We start from the raw sequence: 22,246 nt of genomic DNA, 5'->3' as shown, positions 1-22,246 counted from the left end.
ATTAGCCGCAGACGATCGTCATTGCGAGCATGGCGAAGCAATCCACGGGTCAGCGCAGCAGGATTGCCTCGGCTTCGGCCCGCAATGACGCGACAAGTGGTTGCCCCTCGGTGAACCCGCGTTAAAGCCGGGGCCATGTGGCAGCTCCTGCAATTTCCCCTGTGCCCCTTTTCCCGCAAGGTCCGCCTGGTCATGGCCGAGAAGGGGATTCCGGCCGAACTGGTGCGCGAGAATCCGTGGGAGCGGCGGGACGAATTTATCGACCTCAATCCCGCGGGCGAGACCCCGGTGCTGGTCGAGACCGAGCGCGGAATCACCCTCATCGGCAGCCAGCCGATCGCCGAATATTTCGAGGAGACGGTCGACAAGGTGCCGATGATCCACGGCGACGCGGCGCAGCGGGCCGAGATCCGGCGGCTGACCGAATGGTTCGACGAGAAGCTGTTCCGCGAAGTGGTCGAGCCGCTGATGGTGGAGCGGATGCGGAAGCGCCTGGTCAGCAAGGAAAGCCCCGATACGCGGGTGCTTCGCGAGGCGATGAAGACCGGCAACAACCACCTCGACTATCTCGATTATCTGCTCGACCATCGGCGCTGGCTGGCCGGCCCGGCGCTGAGCCTGGCGGATTTTACCGCGGCGGCGCACCTCAGCGTGATCGACTATCTTGGCGCGGTCGACTGGCGCGGGCACAAGCAGACCAAGGACTGGTACAGCGTGATGAAGTCGCGTCCTGCCTTCCGGCCGCTGCTGGGCGAGCGGATGGAAGTGATCGTACCGCCGCAGCATTACGACAAGGTCGACTTCTAGGCGCGCGCGTCCCCGCGCCCCAGGTGATAAGCGGCCGCTAACCATGCTGCGCAAGCGCCGGTTGATGGCTTCTGCCCCATGATCGCGTCGATTGTCAGGGGAGGCGATGCATGTTCATGGATAAGGCGTTCCGCGCTGCCGGGGAGGCCGACGAGGCCGAACTGACGAGCGCCGAGCAGCGACGCTTCGAACGTCATGAGGTGCGCTGCCCAGTGCGGGTCCGGATCGGCAACCGGCAATATGCCGCCTGGCTCGACAATGCGTCGGACGGCGGGGTGAAGCTCAGCACCGCCTGCGCGATCAAGCCGGCCGAGCGAGTGATCCTCCAAATTCCGGACATGCCGCCGCTGAAAGGCGAGTTGCGCTGGGTCGCCGAGCGGGAGGCTGGTGTCGCCTTCCCATTGCTCGACGGCTACGCGCCGATCGGCGACTGGCTGAAGCGGCGGTCGACCGGCTCGTAAGTCCGGCCGGGGCCTATTCCGCGGCAGTCAGCCCCATGCGCACCAGCAGGAGCTCGAACACGGCTTCGTAGATCGGCTGGACGAATTCGACGCCCGCCTCGCGACCGTCGGCCCAGCGCACACGGCCCTCGACCGGGGCGAGCCCGGGAAGCGCGACCCACACGCATTCGCCTTCGAACGGCCGGTCTTCGAACGATAGCGAGCAGCCGAAGCGCGACAGGTCGCTGATCGCCAGCGCACGGGCGCGGCGCCCGGTCTGCCTGACCATCACCTCGGCCTTGAGCGGAAGTCGGTCGCCGCGGCGCGGAACCTCGGTGCGGTCGGGCACTTCGGGGGTGAACGACACGCCGATCCCATAGGCGTTGTGCCAACGCACCGTGCCCGGAATGACCCCTCGGCGGTGAACGGTGAGATTGACCTGGTCGCCCCGCGCCAGCCGCGCCGCCGACTGGATCCGGCATCCGCCGTAGGACAGATTGTCGATGAAGAAGTCGTGCGCCTGTTCCTGGTCCCGGCGGGTCAGCCAGCCGTGAAGCGCCACCGGCCGGCGATCTTCACGTACGGGCAGGGAAGTTGTTGCCTTTTCGGCCAGCGACACGTTCACGAGCGACTCTCCGGTTCTTTTAAATCTGCTGCTTTTTACTAACCTCAATCAGTAGCAGAAAGGTCGGAGTCCGGGCTGTATCAGTCTGGATCAATCGCGGGCGGCGGCGACGAGATAGTTGAGGCTAAGGTCGTCGCTGAGCTGCAGCCCACGCGCGGGCGAGAAAGCGATGCCACGGGTGGCGGTAACCGTCAGGCCGGCCGCGCCAAGCAGGGCGGAGAGCTGTTCGGCGCTCAGGAATTGATCGTAATCGTGGGTGCCGCGCGGGATTCGGCCGGTTCCTTCGGCAAGCGTGATCGTCAGAAGCCGCGACCACGCGGTGCGCGCGGGCGTGCTCATGACGAGCAGGCCGCCCGGCGCAAGGCGGTCGGCGAGCGTGCGGACGAAAGCGGCGGGGTCCGCCACATGTTCGATCACTTCGAGCGCCGTGACGAGGTCGAACTGACCGTCCAGCGCCGCCACTTCGCCGGCGACGTAGCGGATCGCAAGGACCGACTGTCCGGCGTGGGTACGGGCGGCCTCGATCAGCTCGGGCGCGGCGTCGATGCCGGTGACGTGGGCGCCGAGGCGGGCAAGCGGTTCGGCAAGCAGTCCCGCGCCGCAGCCGACGTCGAGCACGGTGCGGCCCTCGAGCGGGCGGAGCGCGCGGGGGTCGAGGCTGAAATGCTGGTCGAGGCATTCGCGGACGAAGGCGAGGCGAACTGGGTTGAGCTTGTGCAGCATGGCCGAGCTGCCCTTTGGGTCCCACCATTCGGCGGCCATCGCGCCGAAGTGCGCGGCTTCGTTGGGGCGGATGCTTGTGCTTGTTTCGGCCATAGCGCGTCTCTAACAGGGCGGCGCGATGCAGGCCACAATCCCACTTCACGTTCGTGCTGAGCGAAGTCGAAGCACGCTTGCGCCAGCGCCCTTCGACTTCGCTCAGGGCGAACGAGCGGGGGAGCGAAAGAACTGATGGCCCGCATCGTAATGAAGTTCGGCGGGACGTCGATGGCCGGGATGGAGCGCATTCGCAGCGTCGCCGAACGGGTGCGGCGCGAGGTCGATGCCGGCCACGAGGTCGCGGTGGTGGTCAGCGCCATGGCGGGTGAGACCGACCGGCTGGTGCAGATGTGCCGCGAGGCAGCCCCGCTTTACGACCCGCGCGAATATGACGTGGTGGTGGCTTCGGGCGAGCAGGTGACCAGCGGGCTGCTGGCGATCACCTTGCAGGGCATGGGGGTCAAGGCGCGCTCCTACATGGGCTGGCAGCTGCCGATCCGCGCGTCGGGCCATGTCAGCGCGCTGATCGAGACGATCGACGTCGACGTCCTGAACCGTGCGTTTGCGGCTGGCGGGGTGGCGGTGATCCCAGGCTTCCAGGGCGTAACCGGCGACAATGAGGTGGCGACGCTGGGGCGCGGTGGATCGGACACTTCGGCCGTCGCGCTGGCGATCGCGATGAAGGCCGACCGCTGCGATATCTATACGGACGTCGATGGCGTCTACACCACCGACCCGCGCATCGTCCCGCGGGCGGCCAAGCTGGCGATGGTCACCTACGAGGAGATGCTCGAACTGGCGTCGGTCGGGGCCAAGGTGCTCCAGACCCGCTCGGTCGGGCTCGCCATGCGCTTCAACATGCCGCTGCAGGTCCTGTCCTCGTTCGAGGACAAGCCGGGCACGCTAATCGCCGGGGAAGAGGCGGTCGAAGGATCGGGAATGGAACGCAACATCATCACGGGCATCGCCCACGACCTTAACGAAGCGCGGATCACGCTGGCGGGCCTGCCCGACCGGCCGGGCGCGGTGGCCGGGATCTTCCGTCCGCTGGCGGCGGCGAACATCAACGTCGACATGATCGTCCAGTCGGTCGTCCGGCCCGGATCGCCGAGCGACCTCACCTTCACGGTGCCGACCGCGAGCCTGCCCGAGACGGTGGCCGAGCTGGAAAAGATCAAGGGCAGCGTCGGCTTCACCGACATCGTCACCGACACCGACGTGGTGAAGATCAGCGCGGTGGGCGTCGGGATGCGGTCGAACGCGGGGATCGCGGCCAAGATGTTCGACACGCTGGCCGAACGGGGGATCAACCTCATCGCCATCACCACCTCGGAGATCAAGGTGAGCGTGCTGATCCCCGAGGCTTACACCGAACTGGCGGTGCGCGTGCTGCACACCGCGTTCGGCCTCGATGCGGAGCGGGTCGCTTGAGCCGCCTCGACCAGCTGATGGCGCGCGGCGCCGATTTCCTCGGCACGCGCTACGCCATCCTCGGCGGGGCGATGAGCTGGGTGTCCGAGCGCAATCTCGTCGCGGCGATCAGCAATGCCGGCGGATTTGGCGTGATCGCCTGCGGGGCGATGAACCCCGAACTGCTCGACACCGAGATCGCCGAGACGAGGAAGCGGACCGACAAGCCGTTCGGCGTCAACCTCATCACCATGCACCCGCAGCTGACCGACCTGATCGAGGTGTGCGGGCGGCATCAGGTCGGGCACATCGTCCTGGCGGGCGGGCTGCCGCCGAGCGGGGCGATCGACCGGATCAAGGCGACCGGCGCCAAGCTGATCGCCTTTGCCCCGGCGCTCAGCCTCGCGAAAAAGCTGATCCGCTCGGGCGCGGACGCGATCGTCATCGAGGGGATGGAGGCCGGTGGCCACATCGGCCCGGTCTCGACCAGCGTGCTGGCGCAGGAAATCCTGCCCCATGTCGCGGGCGACATCCCGGTGTTCGTCGCCGGCGGGATCGGCCGTGGCGAAGCGATCGCAGCTTACCTCGAAATGGGTGCGGCGGGCGTGCAGCTTGGCACCCGCTTCGTCTGCGCGACCGAGAGCATCGCCCACGCCAATTTCAAGAAGGCGTTCATCCGCGCCTCGGCACGCGACGCGATACCGAGCGTGCAGATCGATCCGCGCCTGCCGGTGATCCCCGTCCGCGCGCTCAAGAACAAGGAAACCGAGCGTTTCGCCGCCAAGCAGCGCGAAATCGCCGCGCAGCTCGACGGCAAGGCGCTGGAGATGGCCGAAGCGCAGCTGCAGATCGAACATTATTGGGCGGGCGCGCTGCGCCGCGCGGTGATCGATGGCGATGTCGAAACCGGCAGCGTCATGGCCGGCCAGTCGGTCGGCATGGTGACGAAGGAACAGCCAACCGCGGAGATCATCGCCGAACTGATGGGCGAGGCCGAGGCGGCGCTCGAAAGGCGGTCGTAAGAGCAGGTGCGGGGGCAGCCGCTTTGCCCTATGAGGCGGACTGACGGGACCGGCGAAGGGGCGTTGGCGCGGCGGCCATGACCAATCATTATCGCACTTTGGGGGTCGACCCGAATGCCGACCCGGCGTCGATCCGCTCCGCCTATCTTGCGCTTATCCGCCGCTATCATCCCGATACTGGCGGGGACGCCGATGCGGCGCGCGCACAGTCGGTGACGGCGGCCTGGGACGTGCTGCGCGATCCCGCAAGGCGCGCCGCCTATGACGAAACGCAGCAGGCGCGGTTCACGCCCGGCGGCGCGGTAATTCCGGCCTCCCGCGCCCGCGGCGGCGTTGCGGCGCGCAACACCTTCCTGTTGCTTGCGGCGGCGACTCTCGGCCTTGGCTGGTGGGCGCTGCAACAGCCGCATGAGGCGCCTCCAACGGCTGTGGCCGCCACCGCTCCCCGGGCAAATGCCACCCCGATCGAACCACCGGCCATCCGCCCGGTCGAGGATGCGATCGCTGCCCATCGCCAAGCCCGGGTCGAGGTGGAACCACCGCCGGTGAGGCCAGACGAACGGCTCGCCATCGATCTTCCGCTAAAGCCGCCGCTGCCGACGGCCGAACCGCTTCCGCTGCCGATCGAGACGGCTACTCGCTCCGCCGCAGCGCCCCATCGGTCCCCGGCAAATGCGGCGACCCGGGTCCCGGCACAGCCCCCGGTGCAGCCAGCCCGGGAGGAACCCAGGTCCGCGCTCGCTGCTGCCCCGCTCGCCCGCATCGACCTCGCCCCGCTCGAGCGGCACCTTCAACTGCTGACCGACCAGAGCCTGCGCTTCGGGACCGAGGCCAAGCGCAGTCGGCTGCTCGCCACCCGCGAAACCTTTGCAAAGCGGCTGCAGGACTGCCGTGACGACGGCTGCCGCCGCGACACCTATCTGAAGCGCAACATGGAAGTCGCGGAAATCATGCGAAACTGAGCGCTTGCCCAAGTCGCGGGCAAGGCGCCTACTCACCCCACCGGTCCCGCGAGTCGCGTCAAACTGCGATCTGACCGGACAGGGGCATATCACATGAAGAAATTGCTGATCGCAGCCGCCTTGTCGGCTGCCACCTTCGCGCTTGCGCCGACGGCGGCCTCGGCGCAGGCGTCATCCTATGCACCGGGCAATTTCTGGTCGGTACAGGGCATCTATATCGAGCCCGGCCAGTTCGAGAATTACATGGATTTCGTTGCCGACCGCTATCGGCGCAACCAGGATTTCGCCAAGTCGCAGGGGTGGATCAGCGGCTATCGCATCCTCGTCAACGTCAACAAGCGGATGGACGAGCCGGACCTCTACCTCATCACCGAATTCGCCCGCATTCCCGATGCCAAGGAGCAGATGGACCGCGATGCGGCGATGGAGAAGAACCTGCGCGAAACCACTCGCCAGGCCGAACAGGCGAGCGGACAGCGGGTCAGCATGCGCAAGCTGGGCAGCAACATCCTGATGCAGGAACTGACGCTCAGGGCCAAGTAAGGGGCATAGGACCGGGCGGCGAAGGAAGTCCCGCCGCCCGGTTCGTTGCGCAGCTGCAAGGGCATTGCATCCGGGCGGCCACCTGCAGATATCGACGCTCATGACCGCCGCGCTCCTCGCCCTCGACCTGCTGATCATCGTCGCGGCGACCGCGTCCGGGATCCTCTGGTTCAAGGCCAGCCGGGGGCAGATGCGGCGGGTCAGCGCGACCGAGCATCTCGATCACCAGGACCTGAACCGGCTTGTGGTCGCCTTCAACCGCACCCAGATCCTCAACCGCAGGGCGGCGCTGGCGACGGCGCTGGCGGCCTTTGCGGGAGCACTAAGGACCGGCCTCGGAATGGTGGCCTGACAATCCATCGGGTGCCGCCGCTTGGCCCGCCTTCGCGTTGATGTTAGCGCGTTACCCATGCCGCTGACCGCCGCCAACGCCGCTCGCGAGATCCTGACCGGGCTCCACCAGCTGATGGCCCGGCGGGTGTCGGCTCAGGCCAAGCTCGACCTGACGGTCGATCTCATCGCGTCCGCGATGCAGAGCGAGGTCTGCTCGATCTATCTGCTTCGCGACGCTTCACTTGAGCTGTTCGCGACCCACGGCCTCAACAAGGAAGCGGTGCACGTCACCCGCCTGTCGCCCGGCCAGGGCCTGGTCGGTACCATCGCCGCCGAGGGCCGGATCCTTAATCTCGCCGAGGCGACCAAGCATCCCGCCTTCGCCTACCGGCCCGAAACGGGCGAGGACCGCTTTCACAGCTTTGCCGGCGTTCCGATCATCTTCCGCGAGCGCGGGGTGGGGGTGCTGGCGGTCCAGCACGCCGATCCGCGCGCTTATGCCGAGGTCGAGATCGAAGCCCTGCAGACCGTGGCGATGGTGCTGTCCGAACTGATCGCGGGCGCGCGGCTGATCGACGGGTTCGACCGGCGCGGCGGAGGCGGCCAGCGCGAAGGAATGGTCCGGTTGGCCGGGCTCAAGCTCGTCGCCGGCATGGCGCGGGGCCAGGCGGTCTTCCACCAGCCGCGCGTGGTGGTCGAACATACGGTCGCCGACGATCCCGAGCTCGAGCGCAGCCGCGTCATTTCCGCCTTTTCCAAGATGCGGACCCAGATCGAGCATATGACCCGCGAGGCCGAGTTCGGAACCGCGGGCGAGCATCAGGAGATCCTCGAGACCTACAAGATGTTCGCTTATGACGAGGGCTGGGTCCGCCGGATCAACCTCGCCATCGACAGCGGGCTGACTGCCGAAGCGGCAATCGAGCGGGTGCAGCAGCGGACCCGTGCACGGATGCTGGAGATCGACGATCCCCTGCTGAAGGAGCGGATGCACGACCTCGAAGACCTGTCCAACCGGCTGATGCGGATCGTCAGCGGGCGGATGGGAACGGCCGCGCAGACGGGCTTGCCGGCGGATTCGGTGCTGATCGCCCGCAACCTCGGCCCCGCCGAACTGCTCGAATATGATCGGCGCCGGCTGAAGGCCGTGGTGCTGGAAGAAGGCTCGCTGACCGCCCACGTCACCATCGTCGCCCGCGCGATGGGGGTGCCGGTGATCGGCCGGGTCAAGGACATCGGCCATATCGCCGCCGAGGGCGACAGCGTGCTGGTCGACGGCAACCAGGGCAGCCTGGTGGTGCGGCCGACCCGCGCCGTCGCGACCGCGTTCGATAACCGCGCGGCGATGGGGATCAAGCGCCGGGCCGAGTTTGCCGCCATCCGCTCGCAGCCGCCGATCACCAGGGACGGGCTGCGCGCGACGCTGATGGTCAATGCCGGCCTGGCCGAAGATGCGGGCTCGCTCGACGCGGCGGGCGCCGACGGCATCGGACTGTTCCGGACCGAGTTTCAGTTCCTCGTTTCCGCCGCCCTCCCCGGGCGCGACGCGCAATATCGCCTCTACCGCCAGGTGCTGGACGCGGCGGGCGATCGGCCGGTGGTGTTCCGCACCGTCGACATCGGCGGGGACAAGGCGCTGCCCTACCTGACCGACATTCGCGACGAAGCGGAAAATCCGGCGATGGGCTGGCGCGCGCTGCGCCTCAGCCTCGACCGTTCGACGCTGATGAAGGCGCAGGCCCGCGCGCTCATCGAGGCGGCAGAGGGGCGCGTGCTTCGGGTGATGTTCCCGATGATTTCCGAGCCGTGGGAATATGAGGAAGCCCGCGCGCTGTTCGAAGCGCAGGTCGAATGGGTGAAGGCGCGCAAGGCCGGCCCGGCGCGGATCGAATTCGGCGCGATGCTGGAAGTGCCGAGCCTTGCCGAGATGCTCGACCAGTTGCTGCCGCGGATCGACTTCCTGTCGGTCGGGACCAACGACCTGACGCAATTCCTGTTCGCTGCCGACCGCGCTGACCCGCGCCTCGCGGAACGCTACGACTGGCTGAGCCCGGCGATCCTGCGTTTCCTCCGCCGGGTCGCCCGCCAGGCCGCCGCGGCAGGGGTGCCGGTGCGCGTGTGCGGGGAAATGGGCGGCCGGCCGCTGGAAGCGATGGCGCTGATGGGGATCGGCATCAACAACTTCTCGATCACCCCGGCGGCGGTCGGCCCGGTCAAGGCGATGATCCGCTCACTGGACGCGGGAGCGGCGCGCAGCAAGGTCGAAGCCCTGCTCGCAAAACCGCCCCGCGACATGCGCAAGGCGCTGACTGACTGGGCAAAGCGGCACTCCGTCGCACTCGACTAAGTCCTTCAAGTTGACGGGACCTTCGTTGACCGCAACAAGAGCCGCCAAAGCCTCGGGAGGGTGAGCGCGCGTAATGGAAGAAGGTACAGGCGGAGCCGTGACGGTCGGCGAGCAGCTGCGCACCGCGCGCGAGGCGCAGGGCATCACCCTGGAAGACGTCGCGGCCCGCACCCGGATCCCGACGCGCCACCTCCAGAGCCTGGAGGAAAGCGAGTGGGGCAAGCTTCCCGCGCCGACCTACACCATCGGTTTCGCCAAGAGCTACGCGAGCATCGTCGGACTTGATCGCGTCGAGGTCGGCGACGCGCTGCGGGCCGAGATGGGCGGCGGCGCGCTTGCGGCCCGCCCCGAGGCGCAGGTGTTCGAACCGGCCGATCCCGCTCGGGTGATGCCGCGCTGGCTGGTGCTGCTGGCGCTGGTCGCGCTGGTGGTGGTGGCCGGGCTGTTCCTGTGGAACCGCAACCGTACGCTGTCCGCCCCCGACGAAGTGGCCGCCGAGGCCGAAGCGCCGGTCTCCGCTCCCGCCGCCGGCACTCCTGCCGCGCAGCCGGCGCCCGCCGCCGCAGCCGCCGGTCCGGTGGTCATCACCGCCAACGAGCCGGTGTGGATCCAGATTTCCGAACGCGGTGGCAAGGCCCTGTTCCAGTCCGAGCTCGCCTCGGGCCAGAGCTACGAAGTGCCGGCGACAGCGACCGCGCCGGTGCTCCGGACCGGGCGCCCGCAGGCGATCCGCATCTCGGTCGGAACGGCCGATGCGCCGCCGGTCGGCGCGCCGGACCGGACGGTCAGCAACGTCTCGCTGCTGCCCGCCGACCTGATGCGTGGCCCGTCGGCAACGCCAGCCGCCCCAGCCGCGCCGCAAGCCCGCTAGTTCATTGACCGCTAAGCTGGTCGGCATCACGGACATGACGTCATGACGCGCAAATTCCTGCTGGGCCTCGTTGCCCTCACGCTCACCGTTCCCGCCGCCGCGCAGAAGCAGCAGCCGACCGCGGAGGATCGCCTCTACCGCCTCGAACGGCAGACCAGGCAGCTCCAGCGGCAGGTCTTCCCCAAGGGTCAGCCCGCCGACACCGCCGGATTCGACGATGCGCCCGCCGCCAGCCAGACCGTGGTCGTCGCGCTGTCGGGCCGCATCGACGCGCTCGAGCGGCAACTTGCGGAAATGACCCGGCTGTCCGAGGAGAATGGCAACCGCGTCGCCACGCTCGAGACCGAGGTGGCGCGGCTCAAGACCGACATGGACACGCGCCTGCGCGCGCTCGAAACCGGTGGCGGCGCTGCTGCTCCCGGAGCCACCGCGGGCGACCCTGCCGCGGTCGCCGAAACTCAACCCGCGCCCGTCGTCACGACCCCGGCCCGGCCGCCGACCCAGCCGCCGCGGGTCACGCCAACCGGTGATGCGAATGCCGATGCGGAGGCCGCGTACGATGCCGGCTACCAGCTTTGGCTCCAGAAGCGCTATCCGCAGGCGGTCACCGCGCTGAAGCTCGTGCCCGCGAACTTCCCAGGGCACCGCCGCGTCAGCTGGGCCAACAACCTGATCGGCCGCGCCCTCCTCGACAGCGGCCAGCCGCGCGCCGCAGCCGAAGCGCTGCTGGCTAATTATCGCGGCAACCCGAAGGGCGAGCGGGCGCCCGACAGCCTGTTCTATCTCGGCCAGTCGCTGATGGCGCTCAAGCAGCCGCAGCAGGCGTGCAAGGCCTATGCCGAACTCGAGGAAGTCTATGGTGCCTCGATCCGCGCCGACCTGCAGAAGCTGCTAGCGCCGGCCAAGACCAAAGCCGGCTGCTGATTTCGTCATTGCGAGGAGCGTAGCAGCGACGCAATCCTTGCTTCTGCACGCGCAGAAGGGGTGCCGGATTGCTTCGCTTGGCTCGCATTGACGACTTCCTGGCGGCGATCGACCGGCTCGCTCCCGGCGGCGCGCTTGGCGTCGCCGTGTCCGGAGGTCCCGACAGCCTTGCCCTCCTGATGCTCGCCGCCCAGGCGCGGCCGGGCCGGGTGCGCGCGGCGACAGTTGATCATGGCCTGAGGGCGGGAAGCGCGGCGGAAGCGGTGATGGTCGCGAGCTATTGCGCCGATCTCGGCGTTCTCCATGACCTGTTGCCGGTCGAGGTTGCAACGGGAGCAAGCGTGCAGGCACAGGCGCGCGAGGCGCGTTATGCCGCGCTCGGGTCTTGGGCGCGGGAGCATCAGCTGGCGGCGGTCGCCACCGCCCACCATGCCGACGACCAGGCCGAAACCCTCTTGATGCGCTTGGCGCGCGGGAGCGGGGTCGATGGGCTGGCCGGGGTGCGCGAGCAGCGGGAACTGGTACCGGGCGTGGCGCTGATCCGGCCACTCCTGAATTGGCGAAAGTCGGAACTGGCCGCCATCTGCGACGAGGCCGGCTGGCACGCGGCCGACGATCCCACCAATCACGACGCACGGCACGACCGGACGCGGGTTCGGGCGCTGCTCGCGGCGACCCCCTTGCTCGATGCCGAGCGGCTGGCGCGGTCCGCATCGGCGCTGGCCGAGGCGTCCGAGGCGCTGGAGGCGATGGCGCGGCGCGAGCGGGTGGAAGCGGTCAGCCAGGACGGCGACGCCCTGATCTACCGGCCGTCGCCGCTGCGTGAGGTGAGGCGGCGGATCGCTGCGCTGCTGATCGGCGAACTGATGCCCGACGCACGGCCCCGCGGGCCCGAACTGGACCGGTTGCTGGCGATGCTGGAAATCGGTGGCAGCGCGACGCTGGCCGGCGTGCTCGTCAGGGTAGAAGGCGGGCGCTGGACCTTCCGGCTCGCCCCGCCGCGCCGTTCCTAGTTGGCGGTGCTGATCGCCCGGCTCATGCTGTCGGAGAAGGCGATGCTGCGGACCCAGCCGGTGAAGCCGTCGTAGATGGTCCGCGCGGCCTGCGCGATCGTGGTCGGCCGGTCGGTCCCGCCCCGCGCGAAGAAGGCGACCGCGAGACGGCGCCCGTCGGGCAGGGTGAGGTAACCGACATCGCTGGTGTAGTTGTTGAGCGTTCCCGTCTTGTGGGCGATCGGAACGCCGTCGAGCATGCCGCGGATGCGGTTCTTGCCGGTCGCGCACCGGCTCATCACGTCAAGCAGATAAGCGCGGCTGGATGCGGTCAGGATGTTGCCCTTGTCGAGCGAGCGCAGCATCTGGACCATCGCCACCGGGCTGGCGCTGTCGCGCAGGTCCCACAGGTCGCGCTTGTCGGCCAGCAGGCGGGCGATGTTGCGGTCGACCCTGATGCCGCGGATGTTGTTGTGGTCGAGCCAGTCCTGGATCGCGCGCGGACCGCCAAGGTTGCCGATCAGGGCGTCGGTCGCATTGTTGTTGGAATGGATCATCATCGCCTCGAGCAGGGCCCGGGCGCTCTGCGTGCCGATGCGCGTGTCGAGGGTGCGGCGGCCCGCCTCGACCTGGTCGAGATAGGCGGCGGCAACCGCGACCTTCATGGTCGACGCCATCGGATAGGCCTTGTCGCCGTTGATCGCGATCGTCTCGCCCGTCGCAAGGTCGAGCGCGGCGACGCCGACGTCGCCCGAGCGGGCGGCGAGCAAGGAGGAGAGCTGCTGTTCGAGGCTTTGCAGGTGCGGGCTGCTGGCCGCCAGCGCGGGGCTCGCGACGGCGATGCTGAGAATCCAGGCGAGTAAGGCGATAACGCGCATCTGGGCTCCGTCCACAAGGCTTGAGAGATCCGAAGTCCCGCGCTTTATCGCGGCGTTCGGATCAACACTTGCTTAACGCTATGATGAAGTTCCGTTGCCCGACAAGCAGTTGAGGGACTCGCGCGGTGAACTGTTGCGATGCTGCGGCGAGTCGAGTCTTAGGCCTAGCCCTTTCGTCATTGCGACCGCAGCGAAGCAATCCATTCACAAAGCGCCGCAGCGTCGAATGGCTTGCCGGCACCCGCAATGCCGAGTGGCGGAAGGGGCGGCCGGCCCCGAATGACACAGACCATCAGGCCCCTCTAGGCGAGGGGGCCCGCCTCACCTACATTGTCGGGCATGGATGAGAAGAACAAGAAGCCTGGCGGGCCCTGGACCAAGAGCCTGCTGATCTGGGTCGGCGTGCTGTTCGGGCTCGTGCTGTTCGCGCAATTGCTCGAAGGCGGGAAGAGCGCGCAGACAGGCAATCCGATCGCTTATTCGGACTTCGTTCGCCAGGTCAGCGAAGGCAACGTCAAGCAGGTGACCAGCAGCGTCACCCAGGCGGGCAACCAGCTGATCAGCGGCAAGCTTGCCAGCGGTGAAACATTCCGCACCACCGCGCCGTCCGACGCACAGGTGACTGAGCGCCTGCTCGCTGCAGGCGTGCAGGTGCAGGTCAAGGAAGCCGAGCAGTCGAGCATCTGGTGGATCATCCTCGTCCAGTCGCTGCCGTTCATCCTGATTCTCGGCATCAGCTTCTTCATCATGCGCCAGATGCAGAAGAATGCCGGTTCGGGCGCGATGGGCTTCGGCAAGAGCCGGGCCAAGATCCTGACTCCCAAGGAAGGCCGCGTCACCTTCGCCGATGTCGCCGGCATCGACGAAGCGCGCGAAGAGCTGCAGGAAATCGTCGAATTCCTAAAGGATCCGGGTCGCTTTGCCCGTTTGGGCGGCAAGATCCCCAAGGGCGCGCTGCTGGTCGGCTCGCCCGGTACCGGCAAGACCCTGCTCGCCCGCGCCATCGCGGGTGAGGCGGGCGTGCCCTTCTTCACCATTTCGGGTTCGGACTTCGTCGAGATGTTCGTCGGCGTCGGCGCAAGCCGGGTCCGCGACATGTTCGAGCAGGCCAAGAAGTCGGCGCCGTGCATCGTCTTCATCGACGAGATCGACGCCGTCGGCCGCCACCGCGGCGCTGGCCTTGGCAACGGCAATGACGAGCGCGAGCAGACGCTCAACCAGCTGCTGGTCGAGATGGACGGCTTCGAAGCCAACGAAGGCATCATCATCATCGCCGCGACCAACCGTCCCGACGTGCTCGATCCCGCGCTGCTGCGCCCGGGCCGCTTCGACCGCCAGGTCGTCGTGCCGCGTCCCGACATCGAAGGGCGCGAGCAGATCCTTGGCGTGCACATGAAGAAGGTGCCCCTGGCGCCCGACGTCGATGCGCGCACCATTGCCCGCGGCACGCCCGGTTTCTCGGGCGCCGACCTTGCCAACCTTGTCAACGAGGCGGCTTTGCTTGCCGCGCGCAAGGGCAAGCGCCTGGTCGCGATGAGCGAGTTCGAGGAAGCCAAGGACAAGGTGATGATGGGGACCGAGCGCCGGTCCATGGTCATGACCGAGGACGAGAAGCGGATGACCGCCTATCACGAGGCCGGCCACGCCATCGTCGCGCTTCACGAGCCGGCGTCTGACCCGATCCACAAGGCGACCATCATCCCCCGCGGCCGTGCGCTCGGCATGGTGATGCGCCTGCCCGAACGCGACAGCTACAGCTATCACCGCGACAAGATGTACGCGAACCTGTCGGTCGCGATGGGCGGCCGCGTCGCCGAGGAAGTGATCTTCGGTTACGACAAGGTCAGTTCGGGCGCGTCGTCGGACATCCAGTATGCGACCGGACTCGCCCGCGACATGGTCACCCGCTGGGGCATGTCGGACGAACTTGGGCCGCTGCAATATGCCGAGGCGGACGAGGAAGTGTTCCTGGGTTACTCCATGAACCGCCAGCGCCAGATGTCGAACGAGACCGCGCAGGCGATCGACAAGGAAATCCGCCGCATTGTCGACTCGGGCTATGCCCGGGCACGCGAGCTGCTGACCACTCACGAGGACCAGCTCCACTCGCTCGCCAAGGCGTTGCTCGAATATGAGACGCTGTCTGGCGACGAGATCAAGATCGTCCTCGAAGGTGGCCCGATTGATCGCGGCCATTCGTCCAAGCCGGTCATCCCGACAGCCGGGGCCGGCATTCCCAAGACCCGCAAGCCGAGCATCGGCGGAGCCGCGCCGGCCGGGGCCTGACACTACTCAAGGTATGCGCCGCCGCCGGGCGGCGCATACCGGCCTTTGTTCACTTCCCCTTCAGGGCAAGACGCGCCATCAGTCGTGCATGCGACCTGTATTTGCCGCCGTGCTCCTCGCCGCCATTGCCGTTCCAGCCGCCGCTGCGCCGGCCGGTAGCGCCGAGAATTTCCTCAACCGCGCCGACCGCCTGCTGGGCAAGGGGCCTCTTGCCCTGTTCGACGGCGACTACAAGAAGCTTCAGGCCGAGGGCACGGCCGCGGGCAACAGCATCCGCCTTGAGCGCGAGGCGGCGGAAAAGGCCGGCAAGCCGATCCTCTACTGCAGCCCCAAGCCGCGCGCCGAGCTCGGCAACATGGAATTCATCAACGCGCTGAAGAAGATCCCGCAGGCAGAGCGCCAGCGGATGAGCCTGCGCGCCGCGATGCTGGTAGTCCTGCAGCGCAAATATCCGTGCAAGCGCTGAGCCGCTTGTCCTTCACGAAATCGGGGGGTCGAATGCGATACGCTTTGTTGGCGCTTGGGATGACGCTTGCTCGCGCAGGCCCCGCGGCAGCTCAGAACATGCCGCTGCCGGTGTTCGTCGAGCGCGCCACCAAACTTGAGAGCAAGGGACCGCTGGCGCTGTTCTCCCGCGGTGAGATCTCCGTGCTGCAAAGCGAGATGCAGGGCGCCAACAAGTCCGTGGTCGCCGAATATCAGGCGCGCAAGGCGAGCGGGGCAAAACAGGCCTTCTGCCCGGTTAAGGGCGAGAAATATCAGCTTGGCGTCAAGGAATTGATGGCGAAGCTGCGCGCCATCCCGGCCGCTCAGGCCCGGACCATGACGACCACCGACGCGATGCGCCACCTGCTTGCCAAGCGCTATCCCTGTCCGGCCTAGAGCGCCCCCAGCAGCATCAGCCCGAACACCCAGAAGACCCCCACCATGAACGCGCCGAAGGTTAGCAGCGCGGTCCGGATCAGTGCCGCGGCGCGCCCGAGCGAATAGGCCCCGCGCAGCTGGCGGTACATGTGCCATGGCGGAATGAGGAAGAAACCAAACCCCACCGCATTGCCGATCGCGGGCACATGGGCGAGCACCGCCAGCACCACCGTCAGCAGGCTCATGAAGCTCAGCGAATAGATGATGAAGATGGCGTGGTCGTAGAGCGAGAAGCGCCGGTTGAACGGAAACAGCAGCCACAGCAGCGGCAGTGACAGCGGGATCAGCACCCAGCTGTATTTGTAGGCCGATGTCTTGACCTTGTAGAGCAGCAGCTGGGGATTCGCCTTGGCCGCCCGCCAGCGCTCGTCGAGCCAGCTGTTCACCGGGGAATTGGTCTTGGTGACGACCTTCACCGGGCCATCCTTCGACAATCTTGTCAGATCGGCTCGCTCATCCTCCAGCTTGGCGATGTCGCGGTCGACGACGGTGGTCGGCTCGCCCTTCGCGATCATCGCCGATCGCTCCTGCTGGCGCTTGACGATCTTCTCGCCGAGCTTGCGTTCGGCCTCCTCGATCTTCTGCGGGGAGGCGATGAGGCCGTCCGTGATGTCGCTGATCAACGCCGAGGGCATGGAGGCGAGCACGGTCGCGAGCAGGAAGACGGAGAACAGGAAGATCGCCAGCGGGGACACGAACCGGGCACGTTCACCCGCGACATAGCGCCGGGTAAGCTCGCCCGGCCGCCATGCCAGCATTGGCAGGGTGTGCCAGATCTTGCCCTCGAAATGGAACACGCCGTGGAGCAGGTCGTGGCCAAGCGACCCGAGGGTCCGGTGGACGTGGCCGCGTTGACCGCAGGCATGGCAGAACTCGCCGGCGAGCGCCGTTCCGCAATTGAGGCACGACTGTTCCGCGGTGTGCCCGGTCGGATCCAGTCCCGTTTCCGGCTCGACTGCGCGCGCGGCAATGCCGCCGGTCAGAGCATCCGCGATCGGTTCGACGATATTCATTGCTTTGGCTTCCCCGCGGCCAAGAGTGACAGAGGGCGCCGCGCACTGCTAGCCCCAAAACCATGACCCGGCGGATCGGCCTGCTTGGCGGAAGCTTCAACCCGGCGCACCGCGCGCACCGGGCGATGAGCCTTGCCGCGGCCGATGCGCTCGGCCTCGACGAGGTGTGGTGGCTGGTCAGTCCTGGCAATCCGCTCAAGCCCAAGGCCGGGATGGCACCTTATGCCGCGCGGATTGGCTCGGCTCGGGAAATGGCGCGGCGTTCGGTCATCAAGGTCAGCGATATCGAGCGGCGGCTGGGCACCGTCTATACGGTGGATACGCTCGGTGCGCTGGTCAGGCGCTACCCCCGGGACCGCTTCATCTGGCTGATGGGCGAGGACACTGTGGCGCAATTCCATCAGTGGAAAAGTTGGCGTCGCCTTGCCGCCACGGTGCCGATTGCCGTTTTGTCCCGTCCGGGGTATGAGAGTCAAGCTCGCACGGCCCGCGTGGCGAGCTGGCTCCGGCGCTTCGTCCGGCCCGGAAGCCAGGCACGGGACTGGACGCGTTGGAGTGCCCCGGCGATCGTCTTCCTGAGGCTTCCGCCCGACCGGACTTCCGCTACGCAGCTCCGCGCCGCCGACCCCTTTTGGCACGAACGTTTCGCCCGCAACACGGACGCGGGTTCGGGCGTTATTCCTTCAGCAGATCACAGGAGAAACCTTGGCTGACACCCCTGAATCGGCCGGCGCCAACAAGCCGGCTACCGTCGAGGACCTTCACGCGGCGGTTCTCCGCAGCCTCGATGATGACCAGGCAGTCGAGGTCGTTTCCATCCCGCTGGCCGGCAAGTCGAGCATCGCCGATCACATGGTGATCGCGTCGGGCCGTTCGACCCGCCAGGTCGCGAGCATGGCGACCAAGCTCGCCGACCGGCTCAAGCAGGATTACGGCAAGCTGGTCCGGATCGAGGGCCTTCCGACCGCCGACTGGGTGCTGATCGACGCCGACGACATCATCGTCCACCTGTTCCGTCCCGAGGTCCGCAGCTTCTACAATCTGGAACGCATGTGGGCCTTCGGCGATGAAAAGGCCGCCGTCGCCGGCTGAGCCAGACGGCGGCACCAACCAGTGCTCCTTCACATCATCGCACGCGGGAAGATCGGGCGGTCGCCCGAGGCGGAGCTGGTCGAGCGCTATGTGAAGCGCCTGACCTGGCCGCACAAGCTGACCGAGCTTCCCGACCGCGGCGGGCCGATCCCGCCGCCGCTTTCCCCTTGCGTGACGGTGCTGCTCGACGAACGCGGCAAGGCCTTGCCGTCGAGCGAACTGGCCGAGCGGCTCGACAAGTGGCGCGACGCGGGGGTGCGCGAATGCCGCTTCCTGATCGGCGCGGCCGACGGGCATGAGGATGAGGAACGGGCGAGGGCCGACCTGCTGCTGAGCTTCGGCGCGGCGACCTGGCCGCACCTCCTCGCCCGAGCGATGCTTGCCGAACAATTGTACCGCGCGACCAGCTGGCTTGCGGGGCACCCCTATCACCGGCAAGGCTGAGGCGATGCGCCGGCTTGCCCTCCTCCTCGTGCTTGCGCCGATACTGGTGTCGGCGGCCGACCCGGTGCGGGTGGCGCAGCAGGAAGCGGCGGCAGCGGCGGCCGAGCAGCGGCGGCTGGAAGCAGCGGCGGCGGCGGCACGCGGGGAAGCGCAGCGTGCTGCGGCCCAGCGAGCGGCCGAAGCGCAGGCGATGCTTGCGGCGGACGCCCGGATCGAATTGGCCGAGGCGCAGCTTGCGGTGCTGGAACGGCGGCGCGCGATCCTGAACGCTCGGCTGGCGGAGGCGAGGCGGCCCGCGACGGCGCTTCTCGCGGGTCTTGCCGAAGCGGGGCGGCGCCCGGCCTGGCTGATGCTTGCCACCGCGGGCGGGGCCGAGGAACAGGTGCGGCTGACGGCGCTCGTCCGTGCGCTTGGGCCCGAGGTCGAGCGGCGCTCGGCGGCGCTGCGTGGCGAGGCCGAGGCACTTGCCGCAACCGCCGCGTCGCAGCAGGCGCTCCGCCAGCAACTCGGCGCCGAGCGGCAGGCCGCGGCCGAAGCGCAGCGACTTTTCGCAGCCCGCGAAACCGAAGCGCTGGCCACCGCACGGACCCGCGACGCGCAAGCCTTCAGCGCAGGCGACATGGTGCTGAGCGAAAGCGAGCGGGCAGCGCTCGCGGTCGACGAAAATGCGCAGCGGCAGGCGGCACGCCAGCTGGCGGCGGCGCTCGCCAAGCTTCCGGCCGCCGAGCTGCGCCCCTTCGCCGCGGAAGGCCAGGCGCCGCCGCCGCCCTTCGAATGGACCCTTCCCGCCGGCGGCGCCGTGACGGTCGGGATGGGCGAACTGGCTGGCAACGGCGTCCGCTCGCGCGGGCTTACCCTTGCGGCGGGGACGGGCACCGAGGTCGCCGCGCCGGCACCGGGCAAGGTCGCCTTTGCAGGTCCGTTCAGGGCCCGCGCGGGGGTCATCATCATCGATCATGGCGGCGGCTGGGCCAGCCTTCTCACCGGGGTGCGGCCTTCGGTCCGGGTTGGCGAAAGCGTCTCGCGCGGGCAGGGAATCGGACGGGCGCTGGGTCCGGTCACCGCCGAACTGTTTCGCGGCGGACGGGCGGAGCCGGCGGCGCTCATTGCCCGTTAGGGCAGGACGCCCGATATTCTCATCGAGCGTTCATCCGCGGCGCTGTTAAGTGGGTGGCGAAATGGCTAGGAATGGACCGATGATCCGCAAGCTTCTGCCTCCCCTGGCCCTCGTCGGGGCGCTCGCCCTCATTCCGGTCGCCACCGCCACCCAGGCCGCGGCCGATGCCGACACCTACAAGGAACTTGAAACCTTCATGGGGGTGTTCGAGCGGGTGCGCGCCAATTACGTCGACAAGGTCGACGACCATGCGCTGATCAAGGGCGCGATCGACGGCATGCTCGCCAGCCTCGATCCCCACAGCTCCTACCTCGAAGCCTCGGACTTCAAGCAGCTGCGCACCACCACCGACGGTAATTACGGCGGGCTTGGCCTGTCGGTCACGCAGGAAGACGGCACGGTCAAGGTGATCAGCCCGACCGAGGATACGCCCGCCGACAAGGCCGGGATCAAGGCCGGCGACTATATCACCCACCTCGACGGCGAGCTGCTCTACGGCCTTGACCTCGACGAGGCGGTCGACAAGATGCGCGGACCGCCGGGCAGCGCGGTCAAGCTGACTATCGTCCGGCCCGGCCGTGATAAGCCCTTCGACGTGACCCTGCGCCGCGAGCGGATCGAGCTTCGCCCGGTCAAGTGGGAGCTGAAGGACGGCGTCGGCGTTCTCAACATCAACCAGTTCTCGGCCAATGTCGGCGACCAGGTCGCGGCGGCCCTGACGGCGATGGACAAGGCGGCGGGCGGCAAGCCGGTCGGCTATGTCATCGACCTGCGCTCCAACCCGGGCGGCCTGCTCGACCAAGCGGTGTCGGTCAGCGACGCCTTCCTCGATCGCGGTGAGATCGTCTCCGAGCGAGGCCGCGCCAAGGACGATATCGAGCGCTTCTACGCGCGTCCGGGCGATCTTACCGGCGGGCGGCCGCTGGTGGTGCTCGTCGACGCCGGGTCGGCAAGCGCGGCGGAGATCGTCGCGGGCGCGCTGCAGGACCATCGCCGCGCCCTCGTCATGGGCGAACGCAGCTTCGGCAAAGGCTCGGTCCAGACGGTCATACAGCTCGATCAGGAGCGCGCCCTGCGGCTGACCACCGCGCGCTATTACACCCCGTCCGGCCGGTCGGTGCAGGCGGGCGGGATCGATCCCGACATCGTTGTGCCGCAGCTCAGTGACCCCGACTACAAGGATCGTCCGGCGATCCGCGAGGCGGACCTGCGCCGCCACCTGATCGCCCAGAACAAGGTCGATGACAAATTGCTGGAAAAGGATGACGGGGTCGATCCGCGCTTCAACCTGACCGCCGCCGAGCTTGAGAAGAAGGGCGTCAAGGACTTCCAGCTCGACTATGCGGTGAAGGCGCTGAAGCGCCTCGCCTCGGGTCCGGGCGGAGCGCCGAGGGCCCGCTGATGGACGCGCGCACCGGCGAACTGGTGACGTCGGCGAACAGCCGGTTGCGGCTGGCGCAGTGGCTGGCCCTCGCGGTGCCCGGCGCGCTGCTGCTCGGCGCGCTCGGCTCGCAGGTCATCGGCGGGCTGACCCCGTGCGAAATGTGCATGTGGCAGCGCTGGCCGCACGTCGCCGCGGTGGGGCTGGCGGCATTGTCTTTCGTCATGGCGCGGCAGGCGCGTCCGCTGGTGATCCTGGCGGCGCTTGCGATCGCCGTTTCGGGCGCGATCGGCATCTTCCACGCGGGGGTCGAACAGCGCTGGTGGGAAGGCCTTACGACCTGCTCGTCGGTCGCAACCGGCGCCAGCCCGGACGAGCTGCTCAAGTCGATCCTCGCCACGCCGCTCACTCGTTGCGACCAGATCCAATGGTCCTTCCTCGGCCTGTCGCTGGCCGCGTGGAACGGCCTCATCTCCCTCTTTTCCGCCGGAACGATCCTATGGCTGAGCCGCAAGCGCTGAAGTCCTCCTGGAAGCCGGGCGACGGGGTGCCCGACCTGCCGTCGATGCTGCGCGTCGACCATGCCGGCGAATATGGCGCGACCCGCATCTACGCCGGGCAGCTTGCCGTGCTGCGCGGATCGTCCCGCGCCGCGCATCTCGTCACCCACATGGCCTCGCAGGAGGAGCGCCACCTCGCGCGCTTCAACCAGCTGCTGGCCGAACGGAAGGTCCGCCCGACCCTGCTTCAGCCGCTGTGGCACATCGGCGGCTTTGCACTCGGCGCGGCGACGGCACTGATCAGCGAAAAGGCCGCCATGGCCTGCACCGACGCGGTCGAGACCGAGATCGACCTTCACTACGAAGAACAGCTGGCCGAGCTTGGCGAGTGCGATCCCGAACTGTCCGCGGATATCCGCCAGTTCCAGGCCGAGGAGCTCGAGCACCGCGACACCGCGCGTGAGCATGGTGCGCTCGAAGTCCCCGGCTATCCCCTTCTCAGCATCGCCATCCGTTCGATCTGCAAGGTCGCGATCGCCGCGTCCAAGCGGATCTGACCGACGGAACGCGACAAGG

The 22,246-nt window shown here is 67.9% G+C and carries 25 protein-coding genes; 21 read left to right on the top strand and 4 right to left on the bottom strand.

Annotation, left to right across the window (positions count from 1 at the left end; all coding sequences use genetic code 11):
- Positions 1-135 precede the first annotated feature (135 nt).
- Both ABD729_RS01070 and ABD729_RS01065 read left to right on the top strand, forming a co-directional pair.
- Positions 136-807 carry a glutathione S-transferase family protein gene (locus ABD729_RS01070; protein WP_344708310.1) on the top strand — a complete coding sequence of 224 codons (672 nt, stop codon included), beginning with the start codon at positions 136-138 and terminating at the stop codon, positions 805-807.
- 116 nt (positions 808-923) lie between these two features.
- Complete coding sequence (locus tag ABD729_RS01065; protein WP_344708309.1) at positions 924-1,268, top strand: PilZ domain-containing protein; 345 nt, start codon at positions 924-926, stop codon at positions 1,266-1,268.
- Between the two features lie 13 nt (positions 1,269-1,281).
- Here ABD729_RS01065 and ABD729_RS01060 read toward each other — a convergent pair whose 3' ends face one another.
- Positions 1,282-1,872 (bottom strand): PilZ domain-containing protein, encoded by a 591-nt coding sequence (locus ABD729_RS01060; RefSeq protein WP_344708308.1) that lies wholly within the window; start codon positions 1,870-1,872, stop codon positions 1,282-1,284.
- A 90-nt stretch (positions 1,873-1,962) separates the two neighbouring features.
- Positions 1,963-2,688 carry a bifunctional 2-polyprenyl-6-hydroxyphenol methylase/3-demethylubiquinol 3-O-methyltransferase UbiG gene (gene ubiG / locus ABD729_RS01055; RefSeq protein ID WP_344708307.1) on the bottom strand — a complete coding sequence of 242 codons (726 nt, stop codon included), beginning with the start codon at positions 2,686-2,688 and terminating at the stop codon, positions 1,963-1,965.
- A gap of 135 nt (positions 2,689-2,823) precedes the next feature.
- Here ubiG and ABD729_RS01050 point away from each other — a divergent pair, with 135 nt between their 5' ends.
- The 9 genes from ABD729_RS01050 to tilS all read left to right on the top strand — a co-directional run bounded on the left by ABD729_RS01050 (position 2,824) and on the right by tilS (position 12,056).
- Entirely contained in the window at positions 2,824-4,062 is a 1,239-nt protein-coding gene (locus ABD729_RS01050; RefSeq protein ID WP_344708306.1) for an aspartate kinase, read from the top strand.
- A gap of 17 nt (positions 4,063-4,079) precedes the next feature.
- The gene (locus ABD729_RS01045; RefSeq protein WP_344709607.1) at positions 4,080-5,063 is read left to right on the top strand and encodes an NAD(P)H-dependent flavin oxidoreductase; all 984 of its coding nucleotides are present in this window, start codon (positions 4,080-4,082) and stop codon (positions 5,061-5,063) included.
- Positions 5,064-5,140: 77 nt separating this feature from the next.
- A complete protein-coding gene (locus tag ABD729_RS01040) occupies positions 5,141-6,025 on the top strand; it encodes a J domain-containing protein (RefSeq protein ID WP_344708305.1) in 885 nt (294 codons plus the stop codon).
- Between the two features lie 93 nt (positions 6,026-6,118).
- Positions 6,119-6,568 (top strand): hypothetical protein, encoded by a 450-nt coding sequence (locus tag ABD729_RS01035; protein WP_344708304.1) that lies wholly within the window; start codon positions 6,119-6,121, stop codon positions 6,566-6,568.
- 100 nt (positions 6,569-6,668) lie between these two features.
- Positions 6,669-6,920, top strand: a complete 252-nt coding sequence (locus ABD729_RS01030) for a hypothetical protein (RefSeq protein ID WP_344708303.1) — start codon at positions 6,669-6,671, stop codon at positions 6,918-6,920.
- A gap of 57 nt (positions 6,921-6,977) precedes the next feature.
- Entirely contained in the window at positions 6,978-9,248 is a 2,271-nt protein-coding gene (ptsP, locus tag ABD729_RS01025; protein WP_344708302.1) for a phosphoenolpyruvate--protein phosphotransferase, read from the top strand.
- Positions 9,249-9,321: 73 nt separating this feature from the next.
- The gene (locus ABD729_RS01020) at positions 9,322-10,119 is read left to right on the top strand and encodes a helix-turn-helix domain-containing protein (protein ID WP_344708301.1); all 798 of its coding nucleotides are present in this window, start codon (positions 9,322-9,324) and stop codon (positions 10,117-10,119) included.
- A gap of 42 nt (positions 10,120-10,161) precedes the next feature.
- Positions 10,162-11,043 (top strand): tetratricopeptide repeat protein, encoded by an 882-nt coding sequence (locus ABD729_RS01015; RefSeq protein ID WP_344708299.1) that lies wholly within the window; start codon positions 10,162-10,164, stop codon positions 11,041-11,043.
- Positions 11,044-11,120: 77 nt separating this feature from the next.
- A complete protein-coding gene (tilS, locus tag ABD729_RS01010; RefSeq protein ID WP_344708298.1) occupies positions 11,121-12,056 on the top strand; it encodes a tRNA lysidine(34) synthetase TilS in 936 nt (311 codons plus the stop codon).
- Here tilS and ABD729_RS01005 read toward each other — a convergent pair.
- A complete protein-coding gene (locus tag ABD729_RS01005) occupies positions 12,053-12,913 on the bottom strand; it encodes a serine hydrolase (RefSeq protein ID WP_344708297.1) in 861 nt (286 codons plus the stop codon). The two genes, tilS and ABD729_RS01005, sit on opposite strands and share 4 nt — an antisense overlap.
- Before the next feature lie 339 nt (positions 12,914-13,252).
- Here ABD729_RS01005 and ftsH point away from each other — a divergent pair, with 339 nt between their 5' ends.
- The 3 genes from ftsH (at position 13,253) to ABD729_RS00990 (ending at position 16,081) form a co-directional block, all read left to right on the top strand.
- A complete protein-coding gene (gene ftsH / locus ABD729_RS01000) occupies positions 13,253-15,199 on the top strand; it encodes an ATP-dependent zinc metalloprotease FtsH (protein ID WP_344708296.1) in 1,947 nt (648 codons plus the stop codon).
- An 88-nt stretch (positions 15,200-15,287) separates the two neighbouring features.
- Positions 15,288-15,665 (top strand): hypothetical protein, encoded by a 378-nt coding sequence (locus ABD729_RS00995; RefSeq protein ID WP_344708295.1) that lies wholly within the window; start codon positions 15,288-15,290, stop codon positions 15,663-15,665.
- A 98-nt stretch (positions 15,666-15,763) separates the two neighbouring features.
- Positions 15,764-16,081, top strand: coding sequence for a hypothetical protein (locus ABD729_RS00990; protein ID WP_344708294.1), 318 nt, complete (start codon positions 15,764-15,766; stop codon positions 16,079-16,081).
- Here the strand turns inward: ABD729_RS00990 and ABD729_RS00985 are convergent.
- A complete protein-coding gene (locus tag ABD729_RS00985) occupies positions 16,078-17,136 on the bottom strand; it encodes a DUF3667 domain-containing protein (RefSeq protein WP_344708293.1) in 1,059 nt (352 codons plus the stop codon). The genes ABD729_RS00990 and ABD729_RS00985 overlap by 4 nt on opposite strands.
- Positions 17,137-17,198: 62 nt before the next feature.
- Here ABD729_RS00985 and ABD729_RS00980 point away from each other — a divergent pair, with 62 nt between their 5' ends.
- From ABD729_RS00980 to ABD729_RS00950, 7 genes are all read left to right on the top strand, one after another.
- Positions 17,199-17,849, top strand: coding sequence for a nicotinate-nucleotide adenylyltransferase (locus ABD729_RS00980; RefSeq protein WP_344708292.1), 651 nt, complete (start codon positions 17,199-17,201; stop codon positions 17,847-17,849).
- Positions 17,842-18,228: a ribosome silencing factor gene (gene rsfS / locus ABD729_RS00975; RefSeq protein ID WP_344708291.1), complete on the top strand. Its 387-nt coding sequence runs from the start codon at positions 17,842-17,844 to the stop codon at positions 18,226-18,228. The genes ABD729_RS00980 and rsfS overlap by 8 nt, the downstream gene beginning before the upstream one ends.
- 21 nt (positions 18,229-18,249) lie before the next feature.
- On the top strand, positions 18,250-18,672 hold the full coding sequence (locus tag ABD729_RS00970; RefSeq protein ID WP_344708290.1) for a 23S rRNA (pseudouridine(1915)-N(3))-methyltransferase RlmH: 423 nt from the start codon (positions 18,250-18,252) through the stop codon (positions 18,670-18,672).
- 4 nt (positions 18,673-18,676) lie between these two features.
- Positions 18,677-19,789, top strand: a complete 1,113-nt coding sequence (locus ABD729_RS00965; RefSeq protein ID WP_344708289.1) for a murein hydrolase activator EnvC family protein — start codon at positions 18,677-18,679, stop codon at positions 19,787-19,789.
- A gap of 79 nt (positions 19,790-19,868) precedes the next feature.
- Positions 19,869-21,191, top strand: a complete 1,323-nt coding sequence (locus ABD729_RS00960; RefSeq protein ID WP_344708288.1) for a S41 family peptidase — start codon at positions 19,869-19,871, stop codon at positions 21,189-21,191.
- Positions 21,191-21,691 (top strand): disulfide bond formation protein B, encoded by a 501-nt coding sequence (locus ABD729_RS00955; protein ID WP_344708287.1) that lies wholly within the window; start codon positions 21,191-21,193, stop codon positions 21,689-21,691. Before ABD729_RS00960 ends, ABD729_RS00955 begins: the two co-directional genes overlap by 1 nt.
- Positions 21,670-22,227 carry a demethoxyubiquinone hydroxylase family protein gene (locus ABD729_RS00950; protein WP_425564806.1) on the top strand — a complete coding sequence of 186 codons (558 nt, stop codon included), beginning with the start codon at positions 21,670-21,672 and terminating at the stop codon, positions 22,225-22,227. The genes ABD729_RS00955 and ABD729_RS00950 overlap by 22 nt, the downstream gene beginning before the upstream one ends.
- Positions 22,228-22,246: the final 19 nt, after the last annotated feature.

The organism is Sphingomonas humi, from assembly GCF_039536725.1.
Classification (GTDB): Bacteria; Pseudomonadota; Alphaproteobacteria; order Sphingomonadales; family Sphingomonadaceae; genus Sphingomicrobium; species Sphingomicrobium humi.
This window is presented reverse-complemented; position numbering and strand designations above follow the sequence as displayed.

Coding starts and splice junctions, on each gene's coding strand:
- ABD729_RS01070 (WP_344708310.1), top strand. CDS start 136: ATGTGGCAGCTCCTGCAATTTCCCCTGTGCCCCTTTTCCCGCAAGGTC.
- ABD729_RS01065 (WP_344708309.1), top strand. CDS start 924: ATGGATAAGGCGTTCCGCGCTGCCGGGGAGGCCGACGAGGCCGAACTG.
- ubiG (WP_344708307.1), bottom strand. CDS start 2,688: ATGGCCGAAACAAGCACAAGCATCCGCCCCAACGAAGCCGCGCACTTC.
- ABD729_RS01050 (WP_344708306.1), top strand. CDS start 2,824: ATGGCCCGCATCGTAATGAAGTTCGGCGGGACGTCGATGGCCGGGATG.
- ABD729_RS01045 (WP_344709607.1), top strand. CDS start 4,080: ATGGCGCGCGGCGCCGATTTCCTCGGCACGCGCTACGCCATCCTCGGC.
- ABD729_RS01040 (WP_344708305.1), top strand. CDS start 5,141: ATGACCAATCATTATCGCACTTTGGGGGTCGACCCGAATGCCGACCCG.
- ABD729_RS01035 (WP_344708304.1), top strand. CDS start 6,119: ATGAAGAAATTGCTGATCGCAGCCGCCTTGTCGGCTGCCACCTTCGCG.
- ABD729_RS01030 (WP_344708303.1), top strand. CDS start 6,669: ATGACCGCCGCGCTCCTCGCCCTCGACCTGCTGATCATCGTCGCGGCG.
- ptsP (WP_344708302.1), top strand. CDS start 6,978: ATGCCGCTGACCGCCGCCAACGCCGCTCGCGAGATCCTGACCGGGCTC.
- ABD729_RS01020 (WP_344708301.1), top strand. CDS start 9,322: ATGGAAGAAGGTACAGGCGGAGCCGTGACGGTCGGCGAGCAGCTGCGC.
- ABD729_RS01015 (WP_344708299.1), top strand. CDS start 10,162: ATGACGCGCAAATTCCTGCTGGGCCTCGTTGCCCTCACGCTCACCGTT.
- ABD729_RS01005 (WP_344708297.1), bottom strand. CDS start 12,913: ATGCGCGTTATCGCCTTACTCGCCTGGATTCTCAGCATCGCCGTCGCG.
- ftsH (WP_344708296.1), top strand. CDS start 13,253: ATGGATGAGAAGAACAAGAAGCCTGGCGGGCCCTGGACCAAGAGCCTG.
- ABD729_RS00995 (WP_344708295.1), top strand. CDS start 15,288: ATGCGACCTGTATTTGCCGCCGTGCTCCTCGCCGCCATTGCCGTTCCA.
- ABD729_RS00990 (WP_344708294.1), top strand. CDS start 15,764: ATGCCGCTGCCGGTGTTCGTCGAGCGCGCCACCAAACTTGAGAGCAAG.
- ABD729_RS00985 (WP_344708293.1), bottom strand. CDS start 17,136: ATGAATATCGTCGAACCGATCGCGGATGCTCTGACCGGCGGCATTGCC.
- ABD729_RS00980 (WP_344708292.1), top strand. CDS start 17,199: ATGACCCGGCGGATCGGCCTGCTTGGCGGAAGCTTCAACCCGGCGCAC.
- ABD729_RS00965 (WP_344708289.1), top strand. CDS start 18,677: ATGCGCCGGCTTGCCCTCCTCCTCGTGCTTGCGCCGATACTGGTGTCG.
- ABD729_RS00960 (WP_344708288.1), top strand. CDS start 19,869: ATGATCCGCAAGCTTCTGCCTCCCCTGGCCCTCGTCGGGGCGCTCGCC.
- ABD729_RS00955 (WP_344708287.1), top strand. CDS start 21,191: ATGGACGCGCGCACCGGCGAACTGGTGACGTCGGCGAACAGCCGGTTG.
- ABD729_RS00950 (WP_425564806.1), top strand. CDS start 21,670: ATGGCTGAGCCGCAAGCGCTGAAGTCCTCCTGGAAGCCGGGCGACGGG.